The sequence below is a fragment of the Neiella litorisoli genome, assembly GCF_014773395.1.
Taxonomy (GTDB): Bacteria; Pseudomonadota; Gammaproteobacteria; order Enterobacterales; family Neiellaceae; genus Neiella; species Neiella litorisoli.
Genome location: NZ_JACXAF010000021.1, coordinates 40,936 through 62,447 on the forward strand (window position 1 = coordinate 40,936; position 21,512 = coordinate 62,447).

Sequence of the window (21,512 nt, forward strand, 5' to 3'; positions counted from 1 at the left end):
CTGAATGACCATTGATTTATGCCAACCCCAGATCATGGGGATCCTGAATGTCACTCCTGATTCTTTTTCCGATGGCGGCTCGTTTAATACGCTGGATGCGGCGCTGTTTCAAACAGAGCAGATGATTAAGGATGGCGCTGACATCATCGATATTGGCGGTGAATCGACTCGTCCCGGTGCCGACGCGGTAGCTGAGGTAGAGGAATTAGACCGAGTTGTTCCGGTAATTGAAGCCATTCGAAGCCGTTTCGATATTGCGATTTCCGTTGATACTATCAAAGCCCGCGTCATGACCGAAGCGGTCAACGCCGGCGCCAACATGATCAATGATGTCCGTGCGTTGCAGGAGCCTGGCGCTTTAGCGGCGGCGGTTGCGGCCAAGGTGCCTGTGTGTTTGATGCACATGCAAGGTAGCCCGCGGACCATGCAGCAACAGCCACAATATCAACAGGTAGAGACAGATGTCGCTGAGTTCCTGCAACAGCGCGCTCAAGCTTGTATTGCAGTGGGGATCCCTGCAGAGCACATTGTCCTCGATCCCGGCTTTGGTTTTGGTAAAACCCTAGAGCACAACCTGCGGTTATTGGCCCATGTCGATGAGTTGGTGGCCTTGGGCTATCCTGTGCTGATCGGTTTATCGCGCAAATCCATGTTCGGTAAGTTACTGAACCGTGACGTAAATGAAAGACTGGCGGCCAGCTTGGCTGGCATGATGATCAGTTTGAACCAAGGGGCACATATTTTCCGTGTCCATGATGTAAAAGAAGCAGCTGATAGCCTGCGATTGTGGCAGGCCGTCAAGGAGCAAAAAGCATGAGCGAACGTAAGTATTTTGGCACCGACGGGATCCGCGGTCGGGTTGGCGAAGGCGCCATCACCCCAGATTTCGTCCTGAAATTAGGCTGGGCAGCCGGCCGAGTCTTGTCCAAGCAAGGCACCAAAAACGTCCTGATTGGCAAAGACACTCGTATTTCGAATTACATGCTCGAAGCCGCATTGGAAGCGGGACTTGCCGCAGCGGGATTAAAAGCCAACCTAATGGGGCCAATGCCAACGCCAGCCGTTGCCTATTTGACCCGAACATTTCGAGCCGAAGCCGGTATCGTGTTGAGTGCTTCTCACAACCCTTACTACGACAATGGCATTAAGTTTTTCTCTGCCCAAGGTACCAAGCTGGATGATGACTTGGAGTTGGCAATCGAAGCCGAGCTGAACAAACCGCTGACTTGTGTCGATAACGCATCTTTGGGTAAAGCGGTTCGCATCGAAGATGCCGCTGGCCGCTATATTGAATTTTGTAAAAGTACCGTGCCCCACTACATGAATTTGCAGGGCATGAAAATTGTCGTCGATTGTGCCAACGGCGCAACCTACGACATCGCGCCAGCGGTGTTCCGAGAACTGGGAGCCGAAGTGGTTGCTATTGGTGTCAAACCAAACGGTACTAATATCAATGACAAGTGTGGTGCCACTGATACCCAGCTATTGGTCGATACGGTATTGGCAGAGCAGGCCGACGTTGGTATTGCATTGGATGGTGATGGTGATCGCTGCATTATGGTCGATCACACCGGTCAAGTACTCGATGGCGACCAATTACTTTTCATCATTGCGCGCGATGCCATGCGTCAAGGCCGTTTAAAAGGTGGTGTTGTTGGTACGCAAATGACCAACTTGGGTATGGAATTGGCGTTGGGGATTTTGGGCATTCCATTTGCTCGCTCAAAAGTCGGCGATCGTTACGTCATGGAAATGCTCCAAGAGAAGGGGTGGTTCTTCGGAGGCGAAGGCTCTGGACATATTATTTGCCTTGATCGCACCTCAACCGGCGATGGCATTGTTGCCGCGCTGCAAGTGTTGACTGCATCCATCCATTCCGAGCTGTCATTGCATGAATTGGCTCGTGGTATGGAAAAATTCCCGCAGGTTCTCATTAATATTCGCTTCAAAGAGGGCAGCGATCCGTTGTCAGACGAGCGGGTACAACAAGCCGTTGCTGATGTTGAAGAAAAGTTAGGGCGAACCGGTCGAGTGCTGTTGCGCAAATCGGGTACTGAGCCGCTCGTTCGGGTCATGGTCGAAGGTGACAACCAAGAATTGGTGCAAAGCAGCGCAGAAGCCATTGCTGAACAAGTGAAACTGGCTAGCGAATAACCGCTTAACCTGCTGTCGAGAGAAAACAAGGAAAATGAACTTGTAACTTGGCAGCAGGTTCGCTAATATCTCGCCCGCCCTGATGATGGTGGGCATAAATACGAGACAAATCAGCGCAGAATGCGCTCGAGAGTGACGAATGTACGAACTAATTATCATTGTTTATCTGCTGGTGGCTTTGGCCATTATTGGCTTGGTGCTGATTCAGCAAGGTAAAGGCGCAGACATGGGTGCTTCTTTTGGCGCGGGTGCTTCTGCAAGCCTGTTTGGTTCTGGCGGCTCTGGCAACTTCCTGACTCGTACCACCGGTATTTTGGCAACCATCTTTTTTGTACTTAGCCTGATCATTGGTAACCTCACCAATAATCGCGTTAAGCAAGGTCAGGAATGGGAAAACCTGACTGATGCGGCTCCTGTTGTTATTGAGCAGGACGTACCAGCATCTGCGCCGGAATCAGATATTCCGCAATAAAATTCTTCGCCGAGGTGGTGGAATTGGTAGACACGCTATCTTGAGGGGGTAGTGTCCTATGGACGTGCGGGTTCAAGTCCCGCTCTCGGCACCAATTAAGTACGGATTGTTGGCTTGAATCTCACGGTTCAACTCAGTACAATTCGTTCCCGAATGACGCGGGGTGGAGCAGCTTGGTAGCTCGTCGGGCTCATAACCCGAAGGTCGTTGGTTCAAATCCAGCCCCCGCAACCAAATTTGAGCTTTGAAACATTTGGATGAAGAGTCAGTTATGAGCCAAGGCTCAGCTCTTCATAAGCTCCGCGGAATACATTAATCCGCACCACCTCCAGTCAAGGGCAGCGTCCTTGAAGGAAAGGGTAAAGCAGCTTAAGCCCCGGGTGACTTGGGGCTTTTTGCTATGTGAGTCTCGGTTAATTTTTGTACTCCGGGACTTGTTGACTGGGGCCTTGTGCCCTTTTTTTGTTTCCGGGAGATATATGGCTACACTGGAATCTCGACTCACAGACATGCTGACACCAGCAGTTGAAGCCTTAGGCTACGAGCTGTGGGGGTTGGAGTTTGTTCGAGCGGGTAAGCATTCGACATTACGTTTGTTCATCGACAGCCCAGACGGCATTACCGTTGATGATTGTGCCGAAGCAAGTCGGCAGGCTAGTGCGGTGTTGGATGTCGAAGATCCAATCAGCTCTGAGTACAACTTGGAGGTATCGTCTCCGGGATTAGAGCGGCCATTATACAAAACCCAGCATTATGAAATGTACCTTGGCCATGAGATTGCGGTGAAGACCCGCATGCCTCAGTTTGGCCAACGTAAATTCCAAGGGATCCTTAAAGCAGTCGATAACGGCATGGCCGTTGTTGAAACTGCTAAACACGAAGTTGAGCTGATGATCGACAATATCGAAAAAGCTCATCTGGTTGCTAAGTTTTAGTCGGCGTAGTTAGGAAGAGGTCTAATAAATGAACAACAAAGAAATTCTGCAAGTCGTCGATGCAGTTTCTAACGAAAAAGCAGTGCCGCGAGAGAAGATTTTTCAGGCGCTTGAATCGGCCCTAGCTACTGCGACAAAGAAAAAGAACGAAACTGATATTGATGTTCGCATCGACATCGACCGTAAAACCGGTGATTTCGAAACATTTCGTCGCTGGTTGGTGATCGCCGATGACCAGCCTTCTGAATTCCCAACCAAAGAGTACTCGTTGGAAGTTGCTCGTTTGCTGTGGGAAAACGAAGAGTTGCAAGAAGGCGATTACGTCGAAGAACAAATTGAATCAATCGTTTTTGACCGCATCACCACTCAGACCGCCAAACAGGTTATCGTCCAAAAGGTACGTGAAGCTGAGCGTCAGCAAGTTGTTGAGCAGTTTGCAGACCAAGAAGGCGACTTGATCACTGGTGTGGTTAAAAAAGTGAATCGCGATAGCGTGATTTTGGACTTGGGCAACAACGCCGAAGCCATCATGTACCGCGAAGATATGCTGCCACGGGAGTCATTCCGCCCAGGCGATCGGGTTCGTGGTTTGTTGTACGCAGTGCGTCCAGAAGCGCGCGGCGCGCAATTGTTTGTTTCTCGTACCAAGCCGGAAATGTTGATTGAGCTATTCCGCGTCGAAGTACCGGAAATTGGCGAAGAAATGATTGAGATCTTGGGCGCAGCGCGCGATCCAGGTAGTCGTGCCAAAATCGCCGTGAAGACCAACGATCGTCGTATCGATCCGGTTGGCGCTTGTGTTGGTATGCGCGGCTCACGGGTACAAGCTGTATCCGGCGAATTGGGCGGTGAGCGCATTGACATCGTATTGTGGGATGACAATGTCGCCCAGTACGTGATCAACGCCATGGCGCCAGCTGATGTTGCGGCCATCATCGTTGATGAGGACGCCAACTCGATTGATATTGCGGTAGAAGCTTCTAATTTGGCGCAAGCCATTGGTCGTAATGGTCAAAACGTTCGCCTTGCCAGTCAATTGACTGAGTGGGAGCTGAATGTAATGACCCAAGACGACATGAATGCCAAGCACCAAGCTGAATCTCAGAAGTTCATCGAAGCACTGATGAATGATCTGGATATTGATGAAGAGTTTGCTGGTGTGCTGGTTGATGAGGGCTTTAATACCCTCGAAGAAATTGCCTTCGTTCCTGTCAATGAGCTGCTTGAAATTGATGGATTCGACGAGGATATCGTTGAAGAGTTGCGCGAACGCGCCAAAGCAGCCATTACCACCAAAGCGCTAGCTAATGAAGAGTCATTAGAAAATGCTGAACCTGCAGAGGACCTTCTTGCATTAGAAGGCTTGGATCGCCAGGTCGCATTCCGCTTAGCCGCGAAAGGTGTGGTGACTCTGGAAGATCTAGCCGAGCAAGGTGTTGATGATATTTCAGAAATTGAAGGTTTAAATGAGACTTCTGCCGGTGAACTGATCATGGCTGCTCGCCAGATTTGTTGGTTCAGTGACGAAGCCTAAAGAAAGAAATTAACGGGAGAACAGCGAAGCATGGCAGAAGTAAGCATTAATAAGCTCGCGACCGATGTGGGTACCAATGTTGAACGTTTGATTGCTCAATTTAAAGAAGCGGGCATCAGCAAAAAAGCGGACGACATGGTCACAGAAGATGAAAAGCAAACCTTGTTGGCTCATTTGAATAAGCAACACGGTGGCGAAGGTGACGCGGAACCCAAGCGTATGACGCTGCGCCGCACCAAGAAAAGTACCTTGCAGGTGACAAGCTCCGAAGGTCGTAACAAACAGGTTCAAGTCGAAGTGCGTAAAAAGCGCACTTATGTCAAACGTGATCCGGCTGCTGAACAAGCTCGCTTGGAAGCCGAGCAGCAAGCTCAGCGCGAAGCGGAAGAAAAAGCTCGCCTAGAAGCGGAAGCCAAGGCAGCGGCAGAAGCGAAGGCTAAGGCTGAAGCTCAAGCTAAGGCAGAAGCAGAAGCGAAAACCAAAGCAGAAGAAGAGGAGCGTCGTAAAGAAGCCGCTCGTCAAGCTGCGTTAGCAAACGAAACGCCTGAAGCCAAAGCAAAGCGTGAAGAAGAAGAGCGCGTGCGCGAAGAAGCGCGCAAAGAAGCTGAAGAAATCAAGGCGAAGCAAGAAGCTGAAGCGGCCCGCAAGGCTGAAGAAGAAGCTGCTCGTCAGGCTGAAGAAGCTCGTAAGTTAGCTGAAGAAAACGCGGCTCGTTGGGCTGAGCAAGAGGCCAAACAGAAAGAAGCTGAAAATGCCGATGTGCATTTAACAAGCTCTCGCTATGCCCAGGAAGCGGAAGACGAGCAAGATCGCTCAGAAGAAACTCGTCGTCGCCGTCCGAAGAAACGCAAAGGTGTGGACAACGATAACGCTGGTGGTCGTCGCGGCCGTCGCGGTGGTCGCGGCAACAAAGGCGGTTCAGCATTGCAGCAAGGCTTCAATAAGCCAGCTCAACCAGTGGAACGCGATGTCCGTATCGGCGAGACCATTACCGTCGGCGAACTTGCTCAGAAAATGGCGGTGAAAGGTGGTGAAGTCATTAAGTCCATGATGAAAATGGGTGTGATGGCGACGATCAACCAAGTTATCGACCAAGAAACAGCACAATTAGTCGCTGAAGAAATGGGCCACAAGGTGGTTCTGGTTAAAGAAAATCAGCTCGAAGTAAACGTATTGGCAGAAGCCGAGGCGCAAGGTGACAAAACGTCTCGTGCGCCGGTTGTGACCATCATGGGCCACGTTGACCACGGTAAAACCTCGCTACTCGATTACATTCGTAAAGCGAAAGTTGCCGACGGCGAAGCGGGCGGTATTACCCAGCACATCGGTGCATATCACGTCGAAACTGACAACGGTATGGTCACGTTCTTGGATACTCCTGGTCACGCCGCGTTTACGGCCATGCGTGCCCGTGGTGCTAAGTCGACTGACATCGTGGTGTTGGTTGTGGCGGCCGATGATGGCGTGATGCCACAGACCATTGAAGCGATTCAGCACGCTCGTGCTGCCGAAGTGCCGCTGGTTGTTGCTGTTAACAAGATTGATAAAGAAGAAGCCGATCCTGATCGCGTTAAGAATGAGTTGGCTCAGCACGATGTGATCCCAGAAGACTGGGGCGGTGATGTCCAGTTTGTTCACGTCTCAGCAAAAGCGGGTACGGGTGTTGACGAACTGCTCGAAAGTATCTTGCTGTGTGCTGAAGTACTTGAGCTTGAAGCGGTACCGACCGGCATGGCCAGCGGTATTGTGATTGAATCGCGTCTTGATAAAGGTCGTGGTCCGGTTGCATCGATTCTGGTGCAACAAGGTCAATTGAACAAAGGCGACATCGTGCTTTGTGGTCTCGAATATGGCCGTGTTCGTGCCATGCGAGACGAGAACGGTAAAGAGATTGAATCAGCTGGTCCATCGATTCCTGTTGAGATTCTTGGTCTGTCTGGTGTGCCATCTGCAGGTGACGAAGCGACAGCTGTTAAGGATGAGCGTAAGGCTCGTGAAGTTGCACTTTATCGTCAAGGCAAGTTCCGTGATGTGAAACTGGCACGTCAGCAGAAAGCTAAGCTGGAGAACATGTTCGCCAACATGACCGAAGGTGATGTGTCTGAGCTGAATATTGTTCTGAAAGCAGACGTTCAAGGCTCTCTCGAAGCTATTACTGATGCCTTGTTGAAGCTGTCTACCGATGAAGTGAAAGTGAAGATCATTGGTACCGGTGTTGGTGGTATTACCGAAACCGACGCTAGCTTGGCTGCGGCATCTAATGCCATTGTACTTGGCTTTAACGTTCGTGCTGATGCGACTGCGCGTCGTTTGCTTGAAGCGGAAAGTGTTGATTTACGTTACTACAGCGTGATTTACGATTTGATTGATGAAGTCAAGCAAGCCATGTCAGGTATGCTGGCTCCTGAGTTCAAACAAGAAATCATCGGCTTGGCCGAAGTTCGTGACGTCTTTAAATCGCCTAAACTGGGTGCAATCGCCGGTTGTATGGTGACCGAAGGCACCGTCAAGCGTTCTGCACCGATTCGCGTTCTGCGTGAAAACGTAGTGATTTACGAAGGTGAATTGGAATCCTTGCGTCGCTTTAAAGACGATGTTCAGGACGTCCGCAACGGTATGGAATGTGGTATCGGCGTGAAGAACTACAACGATGTTCGCGTTGGCGACCAGATTGAAGTTTACGAAACGGTGGAAGTGGCGCGTACGCTGTAATCGCCCTTCACAATCGTTTCAAACCAAGTATTACAGTGGGGGCTTAGGCCCCCGCTTTTGTCTTGAGAGGTTTTATTTATGGCAAAGGCTTTTAAACGCACAGATCGCGTATCACAGCAGGTTAAAAAATCCATTGCGATGATTCTGCAGCGCGAGATCAAAGATCCCCGCATTGGCATGGTGACGGTTTCTGATGTCGAAGTATCACGCGATCTTGCCTACGCCAAAGTTTATGTGACCTTCTTATTTGATGATGATGAAGCCATCAAAACCGGTATGAAGGCATTGAAAGAGGCTGCTGGTTATATCCGCAGCTTACTGGGCTCAGAAGTGAAAATGCGACTGACGCCGGAACTACAATTCATCTACGATAACTCGTTAGTCGAAGGCATGCGCCTGTCCAACGTGGTGTCATCGGCGGTCAAAGAAGATGCTCGCAAACGTGGCGACAACACTGATGATGATGCACCTGCTGGGGACAGCAAGGAGTAATGGCCAAACGCAGAAAAGGTCGTCCGATCGATGGCGTCATCTTGGTCGACAAGCCAACCGGAATGAGCAGTAACGGTGTCATGATCAAAGTCCGCGGTATGTTTGCGGCGCAAAAAGCCGGTCATACCGGCGCGCTTGATCCGCTGGCCACTGGCATGTTGCCTATTTGCTTGGGTGAAGCGACCAAATTCAGCCAGTTTTTACTGGATGCCGATAAAAAATATCGTGTCGTTGCTCGTTTGGGGCAGCGCACGACGACGTCTGACGCAGACGGTGAGTTAGTTTCAGAAAAGCCGGTTTCGGTCACTGAGGCAGACGTTGAAAAAGCGTTAGTGCAATTTCGTGGTGATATAAAGCAAGTGCCAACGATGTTCTCGGCCCTCAAGCATGAAGGTAAGCCGTTATATCATTACGCCCGTCAAGGCATTCACATTGACCGCCCAGCGCGGCCGATTCATGTGTTTTCGTTTGAAATAGTGGCATTGAATGATGTCTGGCTGACCATGGACGTGCATTGCTCGAAAGGCACTTACGTTCGTACCCTGGTTGATGATTTAGGCGAAGTACTTGGCTGCGGGGCCCATGTTGCTGAGCTGCGCCGGACTCATGTTGCTCACTACCCAACAGAGCAAATGATGACGCTGGAACAATTGCAGGCATTGCGTGATAAGGCTGATGATGCTGAATTGCCAGCGGGTGAATTCTTAGATCAACAGTTGCTGCCGATGGATTCGCCGGTTGTTGCTTTGCCTGAAATTGAGCTCGATCCGCAAAGCTGTGACTTTGTTCGACAGGGCCGCACGGTGCAGGTTGGATTTACCGCCCCGCAGGGCCAAGTTCGGATTAAATCACAGAGTGGCGAATTTCTCGGCGTTGGTGATGTGTCCGATGAAGGTCAGTTGGCGCCAAAGCGTTTAGTGGTGCCTGTTAGCGCTCGCCAGCAATAACTTTGTTGATGTGGGCGGGTATTGCTTGCTGTTTGCTAACTTAGTCGGTAATATACGCGCCCTCTGCCAGCCGCTGAATTAGTGATCGGCGCTGGTTTTATACATTTTAGGAGACTGATATGTCACTAACTACTGAAAAGAAAGCAGCGATTGTTGCTGAATTCGCTCAAGGCGAAGGCGATACGGGTTCACCAGAAGTGCAAGTTGCATTGTTGACTGCTCAAATCAACCACTTGCAAGGTCACTTCAAAACTCACATCCACGATCACCACAGCCGTCGTGGTTTGCTGCGCATGGTAAGCCAGCGTCGTAAACTGCTTGACTACCTGAAGCGCAAAAACCAAGAGCGCTATCAGAGCCTGATCGAAAAATTGGGTCTGCGTCGCTAAGCAAAGATTCAACAAAAAGGGGCTATTTCAGCCCCTTTTTTAATGCCTCATTTCTACTTTTATTGCCTTCCGTAAACTTCTGCCTACACCAGCTTCACAGCGCGTACCAAATAATTGCCCGAAAGCTAGGCAATTGGGAGGATTCCAGTATACTTATGCGGCGAAAATTGAAAGTAAAAATCTGAAAAGACAAACAGGAATATAAATCGTGAAGCCGATTGTAAAAACATTCCAGTACGGTCAACACACAGTGACCCTGGAAACCGGCGTGATTGCACGTCAAGCCACCGCTGCCGTTCTGGCAACCATGGATGACACATCAGTTTTGGTCTCAGTTGTTGGTAAAAAAGAAGCCAACCCAGGACAAGACTTTTTCCCTCTGACAGTAAACTACCAAGAAAAAGCATATGCAGCCGGTAAGATCCCAGGCGGCTTTTTCAAGCGTGAAGGCCGTCCAAGCGAAGGCGAGACCTTAATTGCTCGTTTGGTAGACCGCCCGATCCGTCCATTATTCCCAGAAGGGTTTTTGAACGAAGTTCAGGTGATTGCCACTGTCGTATCGTTAAACCCTGAAGTGCCAGCTGACATCGTCACCATGCTGGGCACCTCAGCTGCATTATCAATCTCAGGCATTCCATTCAACGGCCCAATTGGCGCTGCGCGTGTGGGTTATGTTGATAACAGCTTTGTATTGAATCCGCTGTTGTCTGAGTTGCCTAACTCCAAGCTAGACTTGGTTGTTGCCGGTACAGAATCAGCCGTATTGATGGTTGAATCTGAAGCAGAAGTATTGCCAGAAGAAGTGATGCTAGAAGCTGTGGTTTATGGCCATGAGCAACTGCAAACCGCAATCAACGCCATTAAAGAATTGAAAGCCGAAGTTGCTACTCCTGAGTGGGACTGGGTTGCTCCAGAGAAAAACGTTTCTCTGTATGACCAAGTAAAAGCTGCTTCTGAAGCGCAATTTGTTGAAGCGTACCAAATTACTGAAAAAGCTGAGCGTTACACCAAAGTTGGTGAAATCAAGAAAGCTGTTACTGCACAATTGACCGAAGCTGACGAAGAATTGGATGCCGGTGAAATCGGTGACATCCTTTACTCAATTGAAAAGAACGTTGTTCGTCAACGTATCATCGCTGGTGAGCCTCGCATTGATGGCCGTGACCCAGAAATGGTTCGTGCCTTGAATGTTGCGACTGGCGTCTTGTCGCGCACTCACGGCTCGTCTTTGTTCACCCGTGGTGAAACTCAGGCTTTGGTTACTTGTACCTTGGGTACCAAGCGCGATGCGCAAATTCTGGACGAGTTGTCAGGTGAGCGTACTGACAAGTTCTTGTTCCACTACAACTTCCCTCCGTACTGTGTTGGCGAAACTGGCTTTATCGGCTCGCCTAAGCGTCGTGAAATTGGTCATGGTCGCTTGGCAAAACGTGGCGTTGCCGCGGTGATGCCAGATGAAGACGAATTCCCATACACAGTTCGCATCGTGTCTGAAATTACTGAATCGAACGGTTCTAGCTCGATGGCGTCTGTATGTGGCTCTTCATTGGCTCTGATGGATGCCGGTGTACCGGTTAAAGCATCGGTTGCTGGTATTGCCATGGGCTTGGTGAAAGAAGGCGATGACTTCGTGGTTCTGTCTGACATTCTGGGTGATGAAGATCACTTGGGTGACATGGACTTTAAAGTTGCCGGTACCAGCGAAGGTGTGACTGCCTTGCAGATGGACATCAAGATCGAAGGTATCACCAAAGAGATCATGCAAATTGCATTGCGCCAAGCACGCGGTGCTCGTTTGCATATCTTGAGCGTGATGGATGAGGCCATTGGCACTCACCGTGAAGAAGTTTCCGACTTCGCTCCACGTATTCACACCATCAAGATCAACCCTGAGAAGATTAAAGATGTGATTGGTAAGGGTGGTGCAACCATTCGTGCGATCACTGAAGAAACGGGTTGTAGCATTGATATTCAAGACGACGGCACGATCAATGTTGCTGCGGTTGATGGCTTAGCTGCCAAAGCTGCTCTGAAGCGCATTGAAGAAATCACTGCTGAAATCGAAGTGGGTACCATTTATAACGGCCGCGTAACTCGCATCGTTGATTTCGGTGCTTTCGTTGAAATTCTGCCGGGTAAAGAAGGTCTGGTACACATTTCTCAAATTGCCGAAAAACGCATTGAGAAAGTAACTGACTACCTTGAAAACGGCCAGCAAGTCGATGTTAAAGTACTTGAAATTGACCGTCAGGGCCGTGTGCGCTTGAGCATTAAAGAAGCCAAGCCTGCTGAGCCTAAAGCAGCAGAGCCGGCAGCAGCGGTAGCCGAGCAACCAGAAGCTGAATAATTCAGTTAAAGGCCAATATTTTTTGGCCTCTGATTTGTAATTCCGCAATAATAGGCCAATCCCTCGATTGGCCTTTTTTAATTCAGGCAGAAAATATGTCTTATTTGAAGTGGTTACTGCTGGCAACTGTGGCAGTAATTAGCGGTTGTGCCAGTACCGCCAAGCAACCGACCCAAGCCCATGAAATGCTATTAGCGGTGCCGCGACAGCCCAGTATTGAGCAACAAGCCGCGATTGCCAAGCTGACTGAAATTATTAGCTTGTCCGACGTTGATGATGGCCGCTTAGCACATTTGTTTTATGACCGCGGCGTGCGCTATGACTCTCTTGGTTTAAAAGCATTGGCTCATCTCGATTTTAGCCGCGCACTTCGGATGAAAGCCGATTTTGCCGACGCCTACAATTTTGTTGGCATTCATTACACTCAAGGCGAGCAGTTTGTTGAGGCTTTTGAAGCTTTTGGTTCTGCAATCGAGTTGAACCCTGAGCACAAATATGCCCTGCTTAACCGTGGTATTGCGCGCTATTATGCTGGACGAAGCGCCTTAGCGGTTGAAGATTTAACTGAGTTTTACCTTCGTCAGGAGTCTGATCCCTATCGGGTTTTGTGGCTCTACATGGCCGAATACGAGGTTGATCCGTTAGCCGCGAACGCCAACCTTATTCGCCATCGTGCGCAGCTATCGGATGATGACTGGGCAACCAACTTAGTTGATTTGTTTTTGCAGCGTATTTCCGTCAATGATTTTATGCGCACCTTGCCGGTTGGCATTGGCAGTGAAGAGGCGTATGCCGAGCGCCTTTGCGAAGCCTATTTCTATCTCGGTAAATTGGCCGCACATACCGATGAGTCAATCTATGCCGGTAATTTCTTCCGCTTGGCGTTAGCAACCAATGTCTATGATTTTGTTGAGCATCGTTATGCCATGCTGGAACTTAAGCGGTTGTCGCAAGAGAAGTTACAAGAGCCTGCCGCCGGTTGACGGCAGGTAATCAACAAGCTTATAGACTCAGATAAGCTCTGTTTTTGTCCAGCAAGGCTTCACCGATACCGGTGACCATGGTCAATTCTTCGAGTGAGCGAAATGGTCCGTGCTGTTGACGGTAATCGACAATAGCTTGGGCTTTAACCAAACCAATGCCACTCAGGCGATCAGCAATGGTTTCGGCATCGGCATGGTTGATATTGACGGCTGGCAACTGTTGTTGGTAGTCACTGCTGGTGTCAATGTCGTTCGATAGGGTTGGTGAGCTTAGCCACAAGGCCGCGCTCGCAATGGTTACTGCGATTAATTTTTTCATGGTGCTTGTCCTTAAGCATTTCATTAAATTGTCATCCATGCGTCGTTTGCACGACACAAATTTAACTTAGACGCAAAAGCCGAGTCCGGCAAATTTATCCATATATCACCGAAAATCGACTAATGTCGGGGCTTAACCTTGCCTTGAAATCAGTGTAACCTAGCTCCAGCAAGTATTGACGTACGGTGATCGCGCTGTCGATTGGGACCAATAAGCCAGTTGATGGGCGGACAATGAAAGACCGCAAGTAAGGAAAGGATATCAAGATGCAAATCAGGAAAGCTGTAATCCCTGTCGCCGGCCTCGGCACCCGAATGCTCCCCGCTACCAAAGCAATCCCCAAAGAAATGTTACCTGTTGTCGATCGTCCGCTGATCCAATACGTGGTCGAAGAGTGCATCAAAGCCGGGATCAAAGAAATCGTGCTGGTGACCCATTCCAGTAAAAACTCCATCGAAAACCACTTCGATACCAGCTTTGAACTGGAAGCAACCCTAGAAAAGCGGGTAAAGCGTCAGTTGCTCGACGAGGTGCAGAAGATTTGTCCACCAGATGTCACCATCATGCACGTTCGCCAGGGCACGGCTCTTGGCTTGGGCCACGCGATTTTGTGTGCTAAGCCGCTGGTTGGCGAAACGCCATTTGCCGTCGTGCTACCGGATGTACTCATCGACAAGTACGATGCTGATCCGAAAAAAGACAACCTAGCTGAAATGACCCGCTTGTTCGAAGAAACCGGCGCGAGTCAAATCATGGTGGAAGCCGTTCCCCATGAAAGTATTGGCAGTTACGGCGTGGTTGATCTGGGTGGCTATGACTTGAAACCAGGTGAATCGGTCAAAATGATCGGAACGGTGGAAAAGCCGGATCCAGATGACGCACCGTCCAACTTAGCCGTTGTCGGCCGCTATGTGTTGAGCGCTGAGTGCTGGGACTTACTGGAATACACACCGCCGGGCGCCGGTGGTGAAATTCAGCTTACCGATGCCATTGCCTCCTTGATGAAGGTTGAGCCGGTAAACGCCTATTACATGAAAGGGCGTAGCCACGATTGTGGTAGTAAGCTGGGTTATATGCAGGCCAATATGGAATATGGCATCCGCCATCATGATATCGGCGAATCGTTCGCGAGCTTTGTCAAAGACTTTGCCGCTAAATTGTAATTAGAGAGCCATTAACATGGACGTATTGGTCACAGGTGGCGCCGGATATATCGGTAGCCACACCCTGATCGCATTAATCGAGGCCGGTCACCGGCCTATCGTCGTCGACAACTTATGCAACTCAAGTGCAACATCGTTGCAGCGGGTTCAGCAAATTACGGGTGCTGATGAGATTCCATTCCATCAGGTTGATATTCGCGACCGAGCCGCCCTTGATGCGGTGTTTGCGCAGTACCAAATTGCTTCAGTGATTCACTTCGCTGGTCTTAAAGCTGTCGGCGAATCAACACAAATCCCACTGGATTATTATCAAAACAACGTCGCAGGCACTTTAACATTGTGCCAAGCGATGCAGCAGGCTGGCGTGAAACGCCTCGTATTCAGCTCGTCGGCAACCGTCTACGGTGATCCTGCGTCGGTGCCAATTTTAGAAAGTTTTCCCACATCGGCGACCAACCCTTATGGTCGCTCGAAATTAATGGTTGAGGAAATCCTCAGCGACTTCGCCAAATCCGATCCGAGTTGGGATATCGCATTGCTGCGTTACTTCAATCCAGTTGGCGCTCACAAGAGTGGCCTGATCGGCGAAGATCCTTCAGGTATTCCGAACAATCTAACGCCTTATATCACCCAGGTTGCAGTCGGTAAATTACAACAGCTTAGTGTCTTTGGTGATGATTACGCCACCAAAGATGGCACCGGCGTACGCGACTACATCCACGTGGTTGATCTTGCGGAAGGTCATGTCAAAGCACTCGATAAACTTAGTACTTCGCCGGGGTTAGTGATTTATAACTTAGGCACAGGTAACGGTTACTCGGTGCTTGAAGTGATTGCTGCATTTGCCAAAGCATGTGGCGTAGCTATCCCATACCAAGTGGTTGCAAGACGGCCGGGAGATATTGCCGAGTGTTATGCCGAGCCGTCATTGGCCGCGGCTGAGCTTGGTTGGCAGGCAAAACGAGAGTTAGCCGAAATGGCAGAAGATGCATGGCGCTGGCAGTCGAATAACCCGAATGGTTATAGCGACTAGCTAGTCACAGCTGAACCAGATTATAAATTTTATAAAGTGAGCGATTGAATATGAAAGTCACCGTTTTTGGAATTGGTTATGTCGGCCTGGTACAGGCTGCGGTTATGGCCGACTTCGGTCATGAAGTCATGTGTGTCGATGTTGACCAAAACAAAGTCGACAACCTCAAGAAGGGCATTATTCCAATTTATGAGCCGGGTTTGACGCCCCTGGTTGAGACCAATTACAAAGAAGGTCGATTGCACTTCACTACCGATGCCAAAGAAGGGGTGCAGTTTGGTGAATTGCAATTTATTGCTGTTGGCACACCGCCTGATGAAGATGGCTCTGCGGACTTAAAATATGTTTTGGCCGTTGCTCGCACGATTGCCGAGCACATGAATGGCTATAAAGTGGTGCTCGACAAGAGTACTGTTCCAGTTGGTACTGCAGACAAAGTTAAAGCCGCAATTGCTGAGGTGTTGGAGCAACGCGGCGTGACTCATGATTACGCGGTAGTTTCAAATCCTGAGTTCTTGAAAGAAGGTGCTGCAGTGAATGACTGCATGCGACCTGATCGCATCGTCATCGGCACCGATGATGACAATGCCCGTCAGTTGATCCGCGAACTTTATGCACCGTTTAACCGCAACCATGACCGGATGATCTTCATGGATGTTCGTTCAGCTGAGCTGACCAAATATGCCGCTAACTGTATGCTGGCGACCAAAATCAGCTTTATGAATGAAATGTCGAACCTAGCGGAGCGCTTGGGTGCTGATATCGAAAAAGTCCGTCAAGGCATCGGCTCTGATCCGCGCATTGGCTACCACTTCATTTATCCTGGCTGCGGCTATGGTGGTTCTTGTTTCCCGAAAGATGTTCAGGCTCTTGTTCGCACCGCTGATTCAATTGGTTATGAGTCAACTCTGCTTAAAGCTGTCGAAAACGTTAACTACGCCCAGAAAGAAGTGTTGTTCAAACGCTTGAATGAATACTACAAAGGCGACTTAGCGGGTAAAACAGTGGCGGTTTGGGGGTTGTCTTTCAAACCAAACACCGACGATATGCGCGAAGCATCAAGTCGTGTGTTGATGGAATCGCTATGGCAGGCCGGTGCTAAAGTCCGAGCCTTTGACCCAGAAGCGATGGAAGAAGTGCAGCGCATCTACGGCACCCGTGACGACTTGGAGCTTGTCGGCACCAAGGACGCCGCGCTGAAAGGTGCTGATTGTTTGGTGATTTGTACTGAGTGGAAGGTATTCCGCGCAGCCAACTTCGATGACATCAAAGAGCAACTCACTGACCCTGTGATTTTCGATGGTCGTAACCTATACGAACCAGAGCAAGTGAAGCGCTATGGCTTGTCTTACTACGCCATGGGGCGCGGTGACAGCATTACCGCATAAGGTAGCTTAGTTGATGAAAGTACTGGTGACCGGAGCTGCCGGCTTTATTGGTTTTTACGTTAGTAAACGCTTGATTGCCGACGGCCATCAAGTGGTGGGCATTGATAATATCAATTCCTACTATGATGTTGGTCTCAAACATGCTCGATTGGCACAATTGGAATCCCTCGCTGGATTTGAGTTTATCGAGCTTGATTTGGCCGACCGGCCGGCGATGGCGCAGCTATTTGCCGATCACCGCTTTCAGCGCGTGATCCATCTGGCGGCGCAGGCGGGAGTTCGCCATTCGCTCAATGCGCCTTTTGACTACGTTGATTCCAATATGACGGGCATGATGACAATCCTCGAAGGTTGTCGTCACCATGGTGTTGAACACTTGGTTTACGCTTCTTCCAGTTCAGTATACGGCATGAACGAAACCATGCCGTTTACGACTTCCGACAACGTTGATCACCCCGTCTCGCTTTATGCCGCGAGTAAAAAAGCCAATGAGCTGATGGCCCATAGCTATTCACATTTGTACGGTTTACCAACAACTGGGCTGCGCTTCTTTACTGTTTATGGTCCTTGGGGCCGCCCTGATATGGCGTATTTTTTGTTCACTAAAGCCATGTTGGCCGGCGATCCGATTAAGGTCTTTAACTTCGGCAAGATGCGGCGCGATTTCACCTACATCGATGATATTGTCGAGGGTGTGGTGCGGGTGATGGACAAATTGCCTGAGCCAAATCCAAACTGGCGTAGTGACGATCCATCAACCAGTAAAGCGCCATATAAGGTATATAACATTGGTAATAACAATCCGGTTGAGCTCGGTTACTTTATTGAAACGCTGGAGCGCTGCTTAGGGATTGAAGCCAATAAGCTGATGATGCCAATGCAACCGGGGGATGTGGTTGCCACCGCGGCAAACATTGACGACCTAGTTGAAGATGTCGGCTTTTCTCCGGCAACATCAGTGGAGCAAGGGCTTGAGTCTTTTGTTCGCTGGTACAAAAGTTACTATCGTTAATCGCTCAGCCAATCAACATGTCGCTTGATTGGCTGCTGTTCTTTTCACACCACTGCTTCCTGCAGTAGCTCACTAAAAATCTTCCTGTAGTTCACAAACACAAACAATCGTGATTGCTTTATTTTTGCATACTGTTAACAATTGTCTGGTTTTGTATTACATGGGAGCGGGCAAGGGAAATGGCGGCACAAAAGCTGAAGTGGACCGAAAAGCTAGGTTATGGGCTGGGTGATTCAGCATTTAATTTTGTTTGGATGACCTTTATCTATTTTCAGGTGTACTTTTACACCGATGTGTTCGGTTTGTCGGCCGCTGCGGTCGGCAGTTTATTATTGCTGACTCGTATTTGGGATACGGTGAATGATCCGGTGATGGGGGCTATCGCTGATCGCACTGAGACCCGTTGGGGCAAATTCCGCCCCTATTTGTTATTTGGCGCTATTCCCTTGGGGATAACTGCCACGCTGGCGTTGAGTACTCCAGATTTATCGGACTCGGGCAAGCTGATTTATGCCTATGCCACCTACTTTGCCGTGGGTATGTTATTCACCGCCATGAACATCCCGTATGCGTCAATGATGAGTGTCATGACCAGTGACCCAAAAGAGCGAGCCTCGCTGGCAACTTGGCGCTTTGCTGGCGCATTTGTCACCGGTATTGTGGTACTCCACTTTACGATGGATTTGGTTGGCTGGTTAGGCGGTGGTGATGACGCGTTGGGCTTCCAGCGAACCATGGCGGTTTATTCGTTGATTCTTGTGCTACTCATGTTTGCCACCGTGGCATTGACCAAAGAGCGAATTCGCCCAAAAGCTGCCAGTCACAGCCACTTTATTGGTGACTTGACGGGCATCGTGCGTTCCCGACCATTTCTAATCTTGTTTGCTGTGGCGATGTTTTCATTGGGCTACATCGCCATTCGCAATGCCATTACCATGCATTACTTCAAGTATGTGCTGTTCGATGAGCAAGGAGCGAAGTGGTTTTTAGTTGGTGGCGCCATTTTTTGTCTGATTGGTGCCTTAGCGACGCCTTGGCTGATCCGCTGCTTCGACAAGAAGTATGTCTATATCGCCATTACCATTGCCAATGCGGTGCTGATGGCGTTGATCTACTTCTGTGATGGCGATGATTTGACATGGATTTATGTCATCCATTTCGCCAGTCAATTACTGTCTGGTCCGCCGGCACCAATTATTTTTGCTATGTATGCGGATTTGGTTGACTACCAAGAGCATAAAACAGGGATCCGCAGCTCTGGGCTAGTCTTTGCCGGTGCCTCATTCTCACAAAAAATGGGCTGGGCGATTGGCGGCGCAGCGACGGGATTTTTATTGGCCGCATTTGGTTTTGAGGCCAATATCCAGCAAACAGAGTCGACCCGCCATGGCATCCTAATGATGTTCACACTGATCCCTGCTTTACTGGCATTACTGGCCGCATATGCCATGAGTCGATACACATTGACCGAGCAACGGGTGGCCCAAATTCAGAGCGAACTGAGCGAATCGCCTGGCTCAGTGTAACTTGGGGAGCTACTGCAGTTTTACTGCTAAAAATGAAGCTTCGGTCAGCGCAGTTGCCCTGACCGAAGTGGCCGAGAAAAGTGAGTTATGAGGCGAGGGTTTGCTCGATGTAGTCGTCGATGATGGTTTCGAGAATACTCAGCGGCACCGCACCATTTTTCAGCACTGCATCGTGGAAGTCGCGCAGATCGAATTTGTCACCCAACGCGGCTTTGGCTTTCTCGCGTAGCTCAAGGATTTTGATCATGCCTACTTTGTAGGATGTCGCTTGCCCTGGCATGACAATGTAGCGCTCAATTTCTGCGATGACGTCAGACTCGGCCATGCCGGTATTTGCCAACATATAGGCAATGGCTTCTTCACGCGTCCAGCGTTTGGCATGAATGCCAGTATCGACCACAAGGCGCACCGCGCGGAACAGTTCAGCAACCAATCGACCAACATTGTCATACGGGTCTTTCTGGAAACCGAGCTCCCATGCTAATTGTTCGGAATACAGCGCCCAGCCTTCTATATAGGCCGTGAATGGTGCCATTTTGCGAATGAAGGGTAAGCCTTCTAACTCCATCGCAATGGCAATCTGGAAATGGTGGCCGGGGATACCTTCGTGATAGGCCAGAGTACGCATACCGAATTTCGGCGTTGCTTTGATATCGTACAGGTTGGCGAAAAAGCGCCCAGGTCGGCTGCCATCCATTGACGGCGGCTGATAGTAAGCGCCTGGCGCCGTTTTCTCTTTGAATTCAGGAATGCGCACGACTTCGAGGCCTGCTTTCGGGCGAATACGAAAAGCATCTTCAAGACCGGCGTTGATTTCATCAATGATCACTTGGTAGTCGACCAGAATCTGGGCGCGACCTTCATCCCTGTCGTCGTAATAAAACTCAGCCCGATCCGACAAGTCCGCCATCGCCGCGGTGAAGCCAACAGCGGTGTCCATGCCTTCGGCCGCTAGAATAGTCAGAATTTCAGATTGAATTCGATCCACTTCGGATAAACCGAGCTGGTGCAACTGCTCAGCAGTGTAGTCAGTGGTGGTAAAGAAGCGCAGCGCCTGATCGTAGGCAGCAAGACCATTTGGCAGACGCCATAAACCATCGTCAGTGTTCGACTGTGGTTTTACTTTGACAAAATAATCAATCAGTTGTTGATAAGCTGGGTAGACGCTATCGCCGATACGTTGTTCTGCTTGGGCGAGGAAATCGGCTTTTTGCTCAGCGGGCATGGCATCAATGGCGTTGAGTTTGGTTTCGAACGATTGGTACAGAATGTTCTCTTTGATCGGGGTGTCGATAAAGCCGTTCATTTCTGTCAAAACTCGATCGATCACAAAGGTTGGCGGTAAGATACCGCGCTCGGTGCGGCGCTCAAGGCCTGCGATCACTTGCTCAAACTTGACACCAACAGCCGATAAGCGCGCCAGATAGTGCTCGGCGTCCACTTCATCGTTGACTTGATGCGATGCTTGCATAAAGCTGGGATAACCATTTTGCACCCCAAATAGCTGATTCACTGGATAGTCGTGGTAACGAAATTCTTCACCTTCGAGTACCGCATTAAGCAAGTAAAGGGCAATGTCGTAGCTCAGCTGTTGTTCTTTATCCAAGCCTTCATAACTGGTGAGGGTGCCATGCAATTCATGCATTTTGGCCAGTAGTTCATCTGTTTTTTCTGGGCTGGCATCATCCAACTTGGCGTTGTGACCTTTAATGCCAATCCCTTCTAAAAAGCCCAGTTGAGTTAATCCCTCTGGACTGTCGAGGGCAATTTTCAGCGCTTCGCGATCCAGAAAAATGCGGAAAGACAATGGCTTTTCGGCATACCATTCGTGGGCGGCAAAACTGCCTCCTAGCACTAAAACGGCCAGTATCAGGCCGCCAATCCATTTTAACACCTTCATTTATTTTCGATCCTGTCGGTTATTGCTCAGCAATAGGGAGCTGCTGACAGCTTCCATGCTGGGTCATTAGAGTAGTTATGGGGGGACGATTAGAGTAATTGCACGGTCCCAGCAGAACCCTAACAGCACCAACTAAAATGTAAATCCTCCGTTGTCGGGCAATTGTAAGTGTTTGTGAATCGCCCAAAGCGGATTGTCACAAAGCC

General features: G+C 49.7%; 18 protein-coding genes and 2 tRNA genes. 18 read left to right on the plus strand and 2 right to left on the minus strand.

The genetic code is table 11. The features are described 5' to 3' along the window. Positions 1–4: 4 nt before the first annotated feature. The 13 genes from folP to nlpI all read left to right on the plus strand — a co-directional run bounded on the left by folP (position 5) and on the right by nlpI (position 12,965). Positions 5–817 carry a dihydropteroate synthase gene (gene folP, locus IC617_RS14775; RefSeq protein ID WP_191145759.1) on the plus strand — a complete coding sequence of 271 codons (813 nt, stop codon included), beginning with the start codon at positions 5–7 and terminating at the stop codon, positions 815–817. After that, on the plus strand, positions 814–2,154 hold the full coding sequence (gene glmM, locus IC617_RS14780) for a phosphoglucosamine mutase (protein WP_191145760.1): 1,341 nt from the start codon (positions 814–816) through the stop codon (positions 2,152–2,154). Before folP ends, glmM begins: the two co-directional genes overlap by 4 nt. A 139-nt stretch (positions 2,155–2,293) precedes the next feature. After that, on the plus strand, positions 2,294–2,626 hold the full coding sequence (secG, locus tag IC617_RS14785) for a preprotein translocase subunit SecG (RefSeq protein ID WP_191145761.1): 333 nt from the start codon (positions 2,294–2,296) through the stop codon (positions 2,624–2,626). Between the two features lie 8 nt (positions 2,627–2,634). After that, a tRNA-Leu gene (locus IC617_RS14790) sits at positions 2,635–2,720 on the plus strand. A gap of 63 nt (positions 2,721–2,783) precedes the next feature. Then, positions 2,784–2,860 (plus strand) — tRNA-Met (locus IC617_RS14795). 245 nt (positions 2,861–3,105) lie between these two features. Next, a complete protein-coding gene (gene rimP / locus IC617_RS14800) occupies positions 3,106–3,561 on the plus strand; it encodes a ribosome maturation factor RimP (RefSeq protein ID WP_191145762.1) in 456 nt (151 codons plus the stop codon). 28 nt (positions 3,562–3,589) lie between these two features. Next, positions 3,590–5,095 carry a transcription termination factor NusA gene (gene nusA, locus IC617_RS14805; protein WP_191145763.1) on the plus strand — a complete coding sequence of 502 codons (1,506 nt, stop codon included), beginning with the start codon at positions 3,590–3,592 and terminating at the stop codon, positions 5,093–5,095. A gap of 30 nt (positions 5,096–5,125) precedes the next feature. Then, a complete protein-coding gene (gene infB / locus IC617_RS14810; protein WP_191145764.1) occupies positions 5,126–7,807 on the plus strand; it encodes a translation initiation factor IF-2 in 2,682 nt (893 codons plus the stop codon). A gap of 78 nt (positions 7,808–7,885) precedes the next feature. Further along, a complete protein-coding gene (gene rbfA, locus IC617_RS14815; RefSeq protein WP_191145765.1) occupies positions 7,886–8,299 on the plus strand; it encodes a 30S ribosome-binding factor RbfA in 414 nt (137 codons plus the stop codon). Beyond that, positions 8,299–9,246, plus strand: coding sequence for a tRNA pseudouridine(55) synthase TruB (gene truB / locus IC617_RS14820; RefSeq protein ID WP_191145766.1), 948 nt, complete (start codon positions 8,299–8,301; stop codon positions 9,244–9,246). The genes rbfA and truB overlap by 1 nt, the downstream gene beginning before the upstream one ends. 119 nt (positions 9,247–9,365) lie before the next feature. Beyond that, the gene (gene rpsO, locus IC617_RS14825) at positions 9,366–9,635 is read left to right on the plus strand and encodes a 30S ribosomal protein S15 (RefSeq protein ID WP_087506777.1); all 270 of its coding nucleotides are present in this window, start codon (positions 9,366–9,368) and stop codon (positions 9,633–9,635) included. 208 nt (positions 9,636–9,843) lie between these two features. Continuing rightward, positions 9,844–11,982, plus strand: coding sequence for a polyribonucleotide nucleotidyltransferase (gene pnp / locus IC617_RS14830; protein ID WP_191145767.1), 2,139 nt, complete (start codon positions 9,844–9,846; stop codon positions 11,980–11,982). Positions 11,983–12,077: 95 nt separating this feature from the next. Then, positions 12,078–12,965 (plus strand): lipoprotein NlpI, encoded by an 888-nt coding sequence (nlpI, locus tag IC617_RS14835; protein ID WP_191145768.1) that lies wholly within the window; start codon positions 12,078–12,080, stop codon positions 12,963–12,965. Positions 12,966–12,984: 19 nt separating this feature from the next. Here nlpI and IC617_RS19115 read toward each other — a convergent pair whose 3' ends face one another. Next, positions 12,985–13,284 carry a ComEA family DNA-binding protein gene (locus tag IC617_RS19115; protein ID WP_369410411.1) on the minus strand — a complete coding sequence of 100 codons (300 nt, stop codon included), beginning with the start codon at positions 13,282–13,284 and terminating at the stop codon, positions 12,985–12,987. A 266-nt stretch (positions 13,285–13,550) separates the two neighbouring features. On the opposite strand from IC617_RS19115, the gene galU reads away from it, so the two are divergent. The 5 genes from galU (at position 13,551) to IC617_RS14865 (ending at position 19,406) form a co-directional block, all read left to right on the plus strand. After that, positions 13,551–14,447, plus strand: coding sequence for a UTP--glucose-1-phosphate uridylyltransferase GalU (gene galU / locus IC617_RS14845; protein WP_191145770.1), 897 nt, complete (start codon positions 13,551–13,553; stop codon positions 14,445–14,447). A gap of 16 nt (positions 14,448–14,463) precedes the next feature. Continuing rightward, positions 14,464–15,480 carry a UDP-glucose 4-epimerase GalE gene (gene galE / locus IC617_RS14850; RefSeq protein WP_191145771.1) on the plus strand — a complete coding sequence of 339 codons (1,017 nt, stop codon included), beginning with the start codon at positions 14,464–14,466 and terminating at the stop codon, positions 15,478–15,480. Positions 15,481–15,530: 50 nt separating this feature from the next. After that, on the plus strand, positions 15,531–16,868 hold the full coding sequence (locus IC617_RS14855) for a UDP-glucose dehydrogenase family protein (protein WP_191145772.1): 1,338 nt from the start codon (positions 15,531–15,533) through the stop codon (positions 16,866–16,868). A 13-nt stretch (positions 16,869–16,881) separates the two neighbouring features. After that, positions 16,882–17,880 carry an NAD-dependent epimerase gene (locus IC617_RS14860; protein ID WP_191145773.1) on the plus strand — a complete coding sequence of 333 codons (999 nt, stop codon included), beginning with the start codon at positions 16,882–16,884 and terminating at the stop codon, positions 17,878–17,880. Positions 17,881–18,059: 179 nt separating this feature from the next. Beyond that, complete coding sequence (locus IC617_RS14865) at positions 18,060–19,406, plus strand: MFS transporter (protein ID WP_191145774.1); 1,347 nt, start codon at positions 18,060–18,062, stop codon at positions 19,404–19,406. Positions 19,407–19,491: 85 nt separating this feature from the next. On the opposite strand, the gene IC617_RS14870 is transcribed toward IC617_RS14865, so the two are convergent. Further along, a complete protein-coding gene (locus tag IC617_RS14870; protein ID WP_191145775.1) occupies positions 19,492–21,306 on the minus strand; it encodes a DUF885 domain-containing protein in 1,815 nt (604 codons plus the stop codon). Positions 21,307–21,512: the final 206 nt, after the last annotated feature.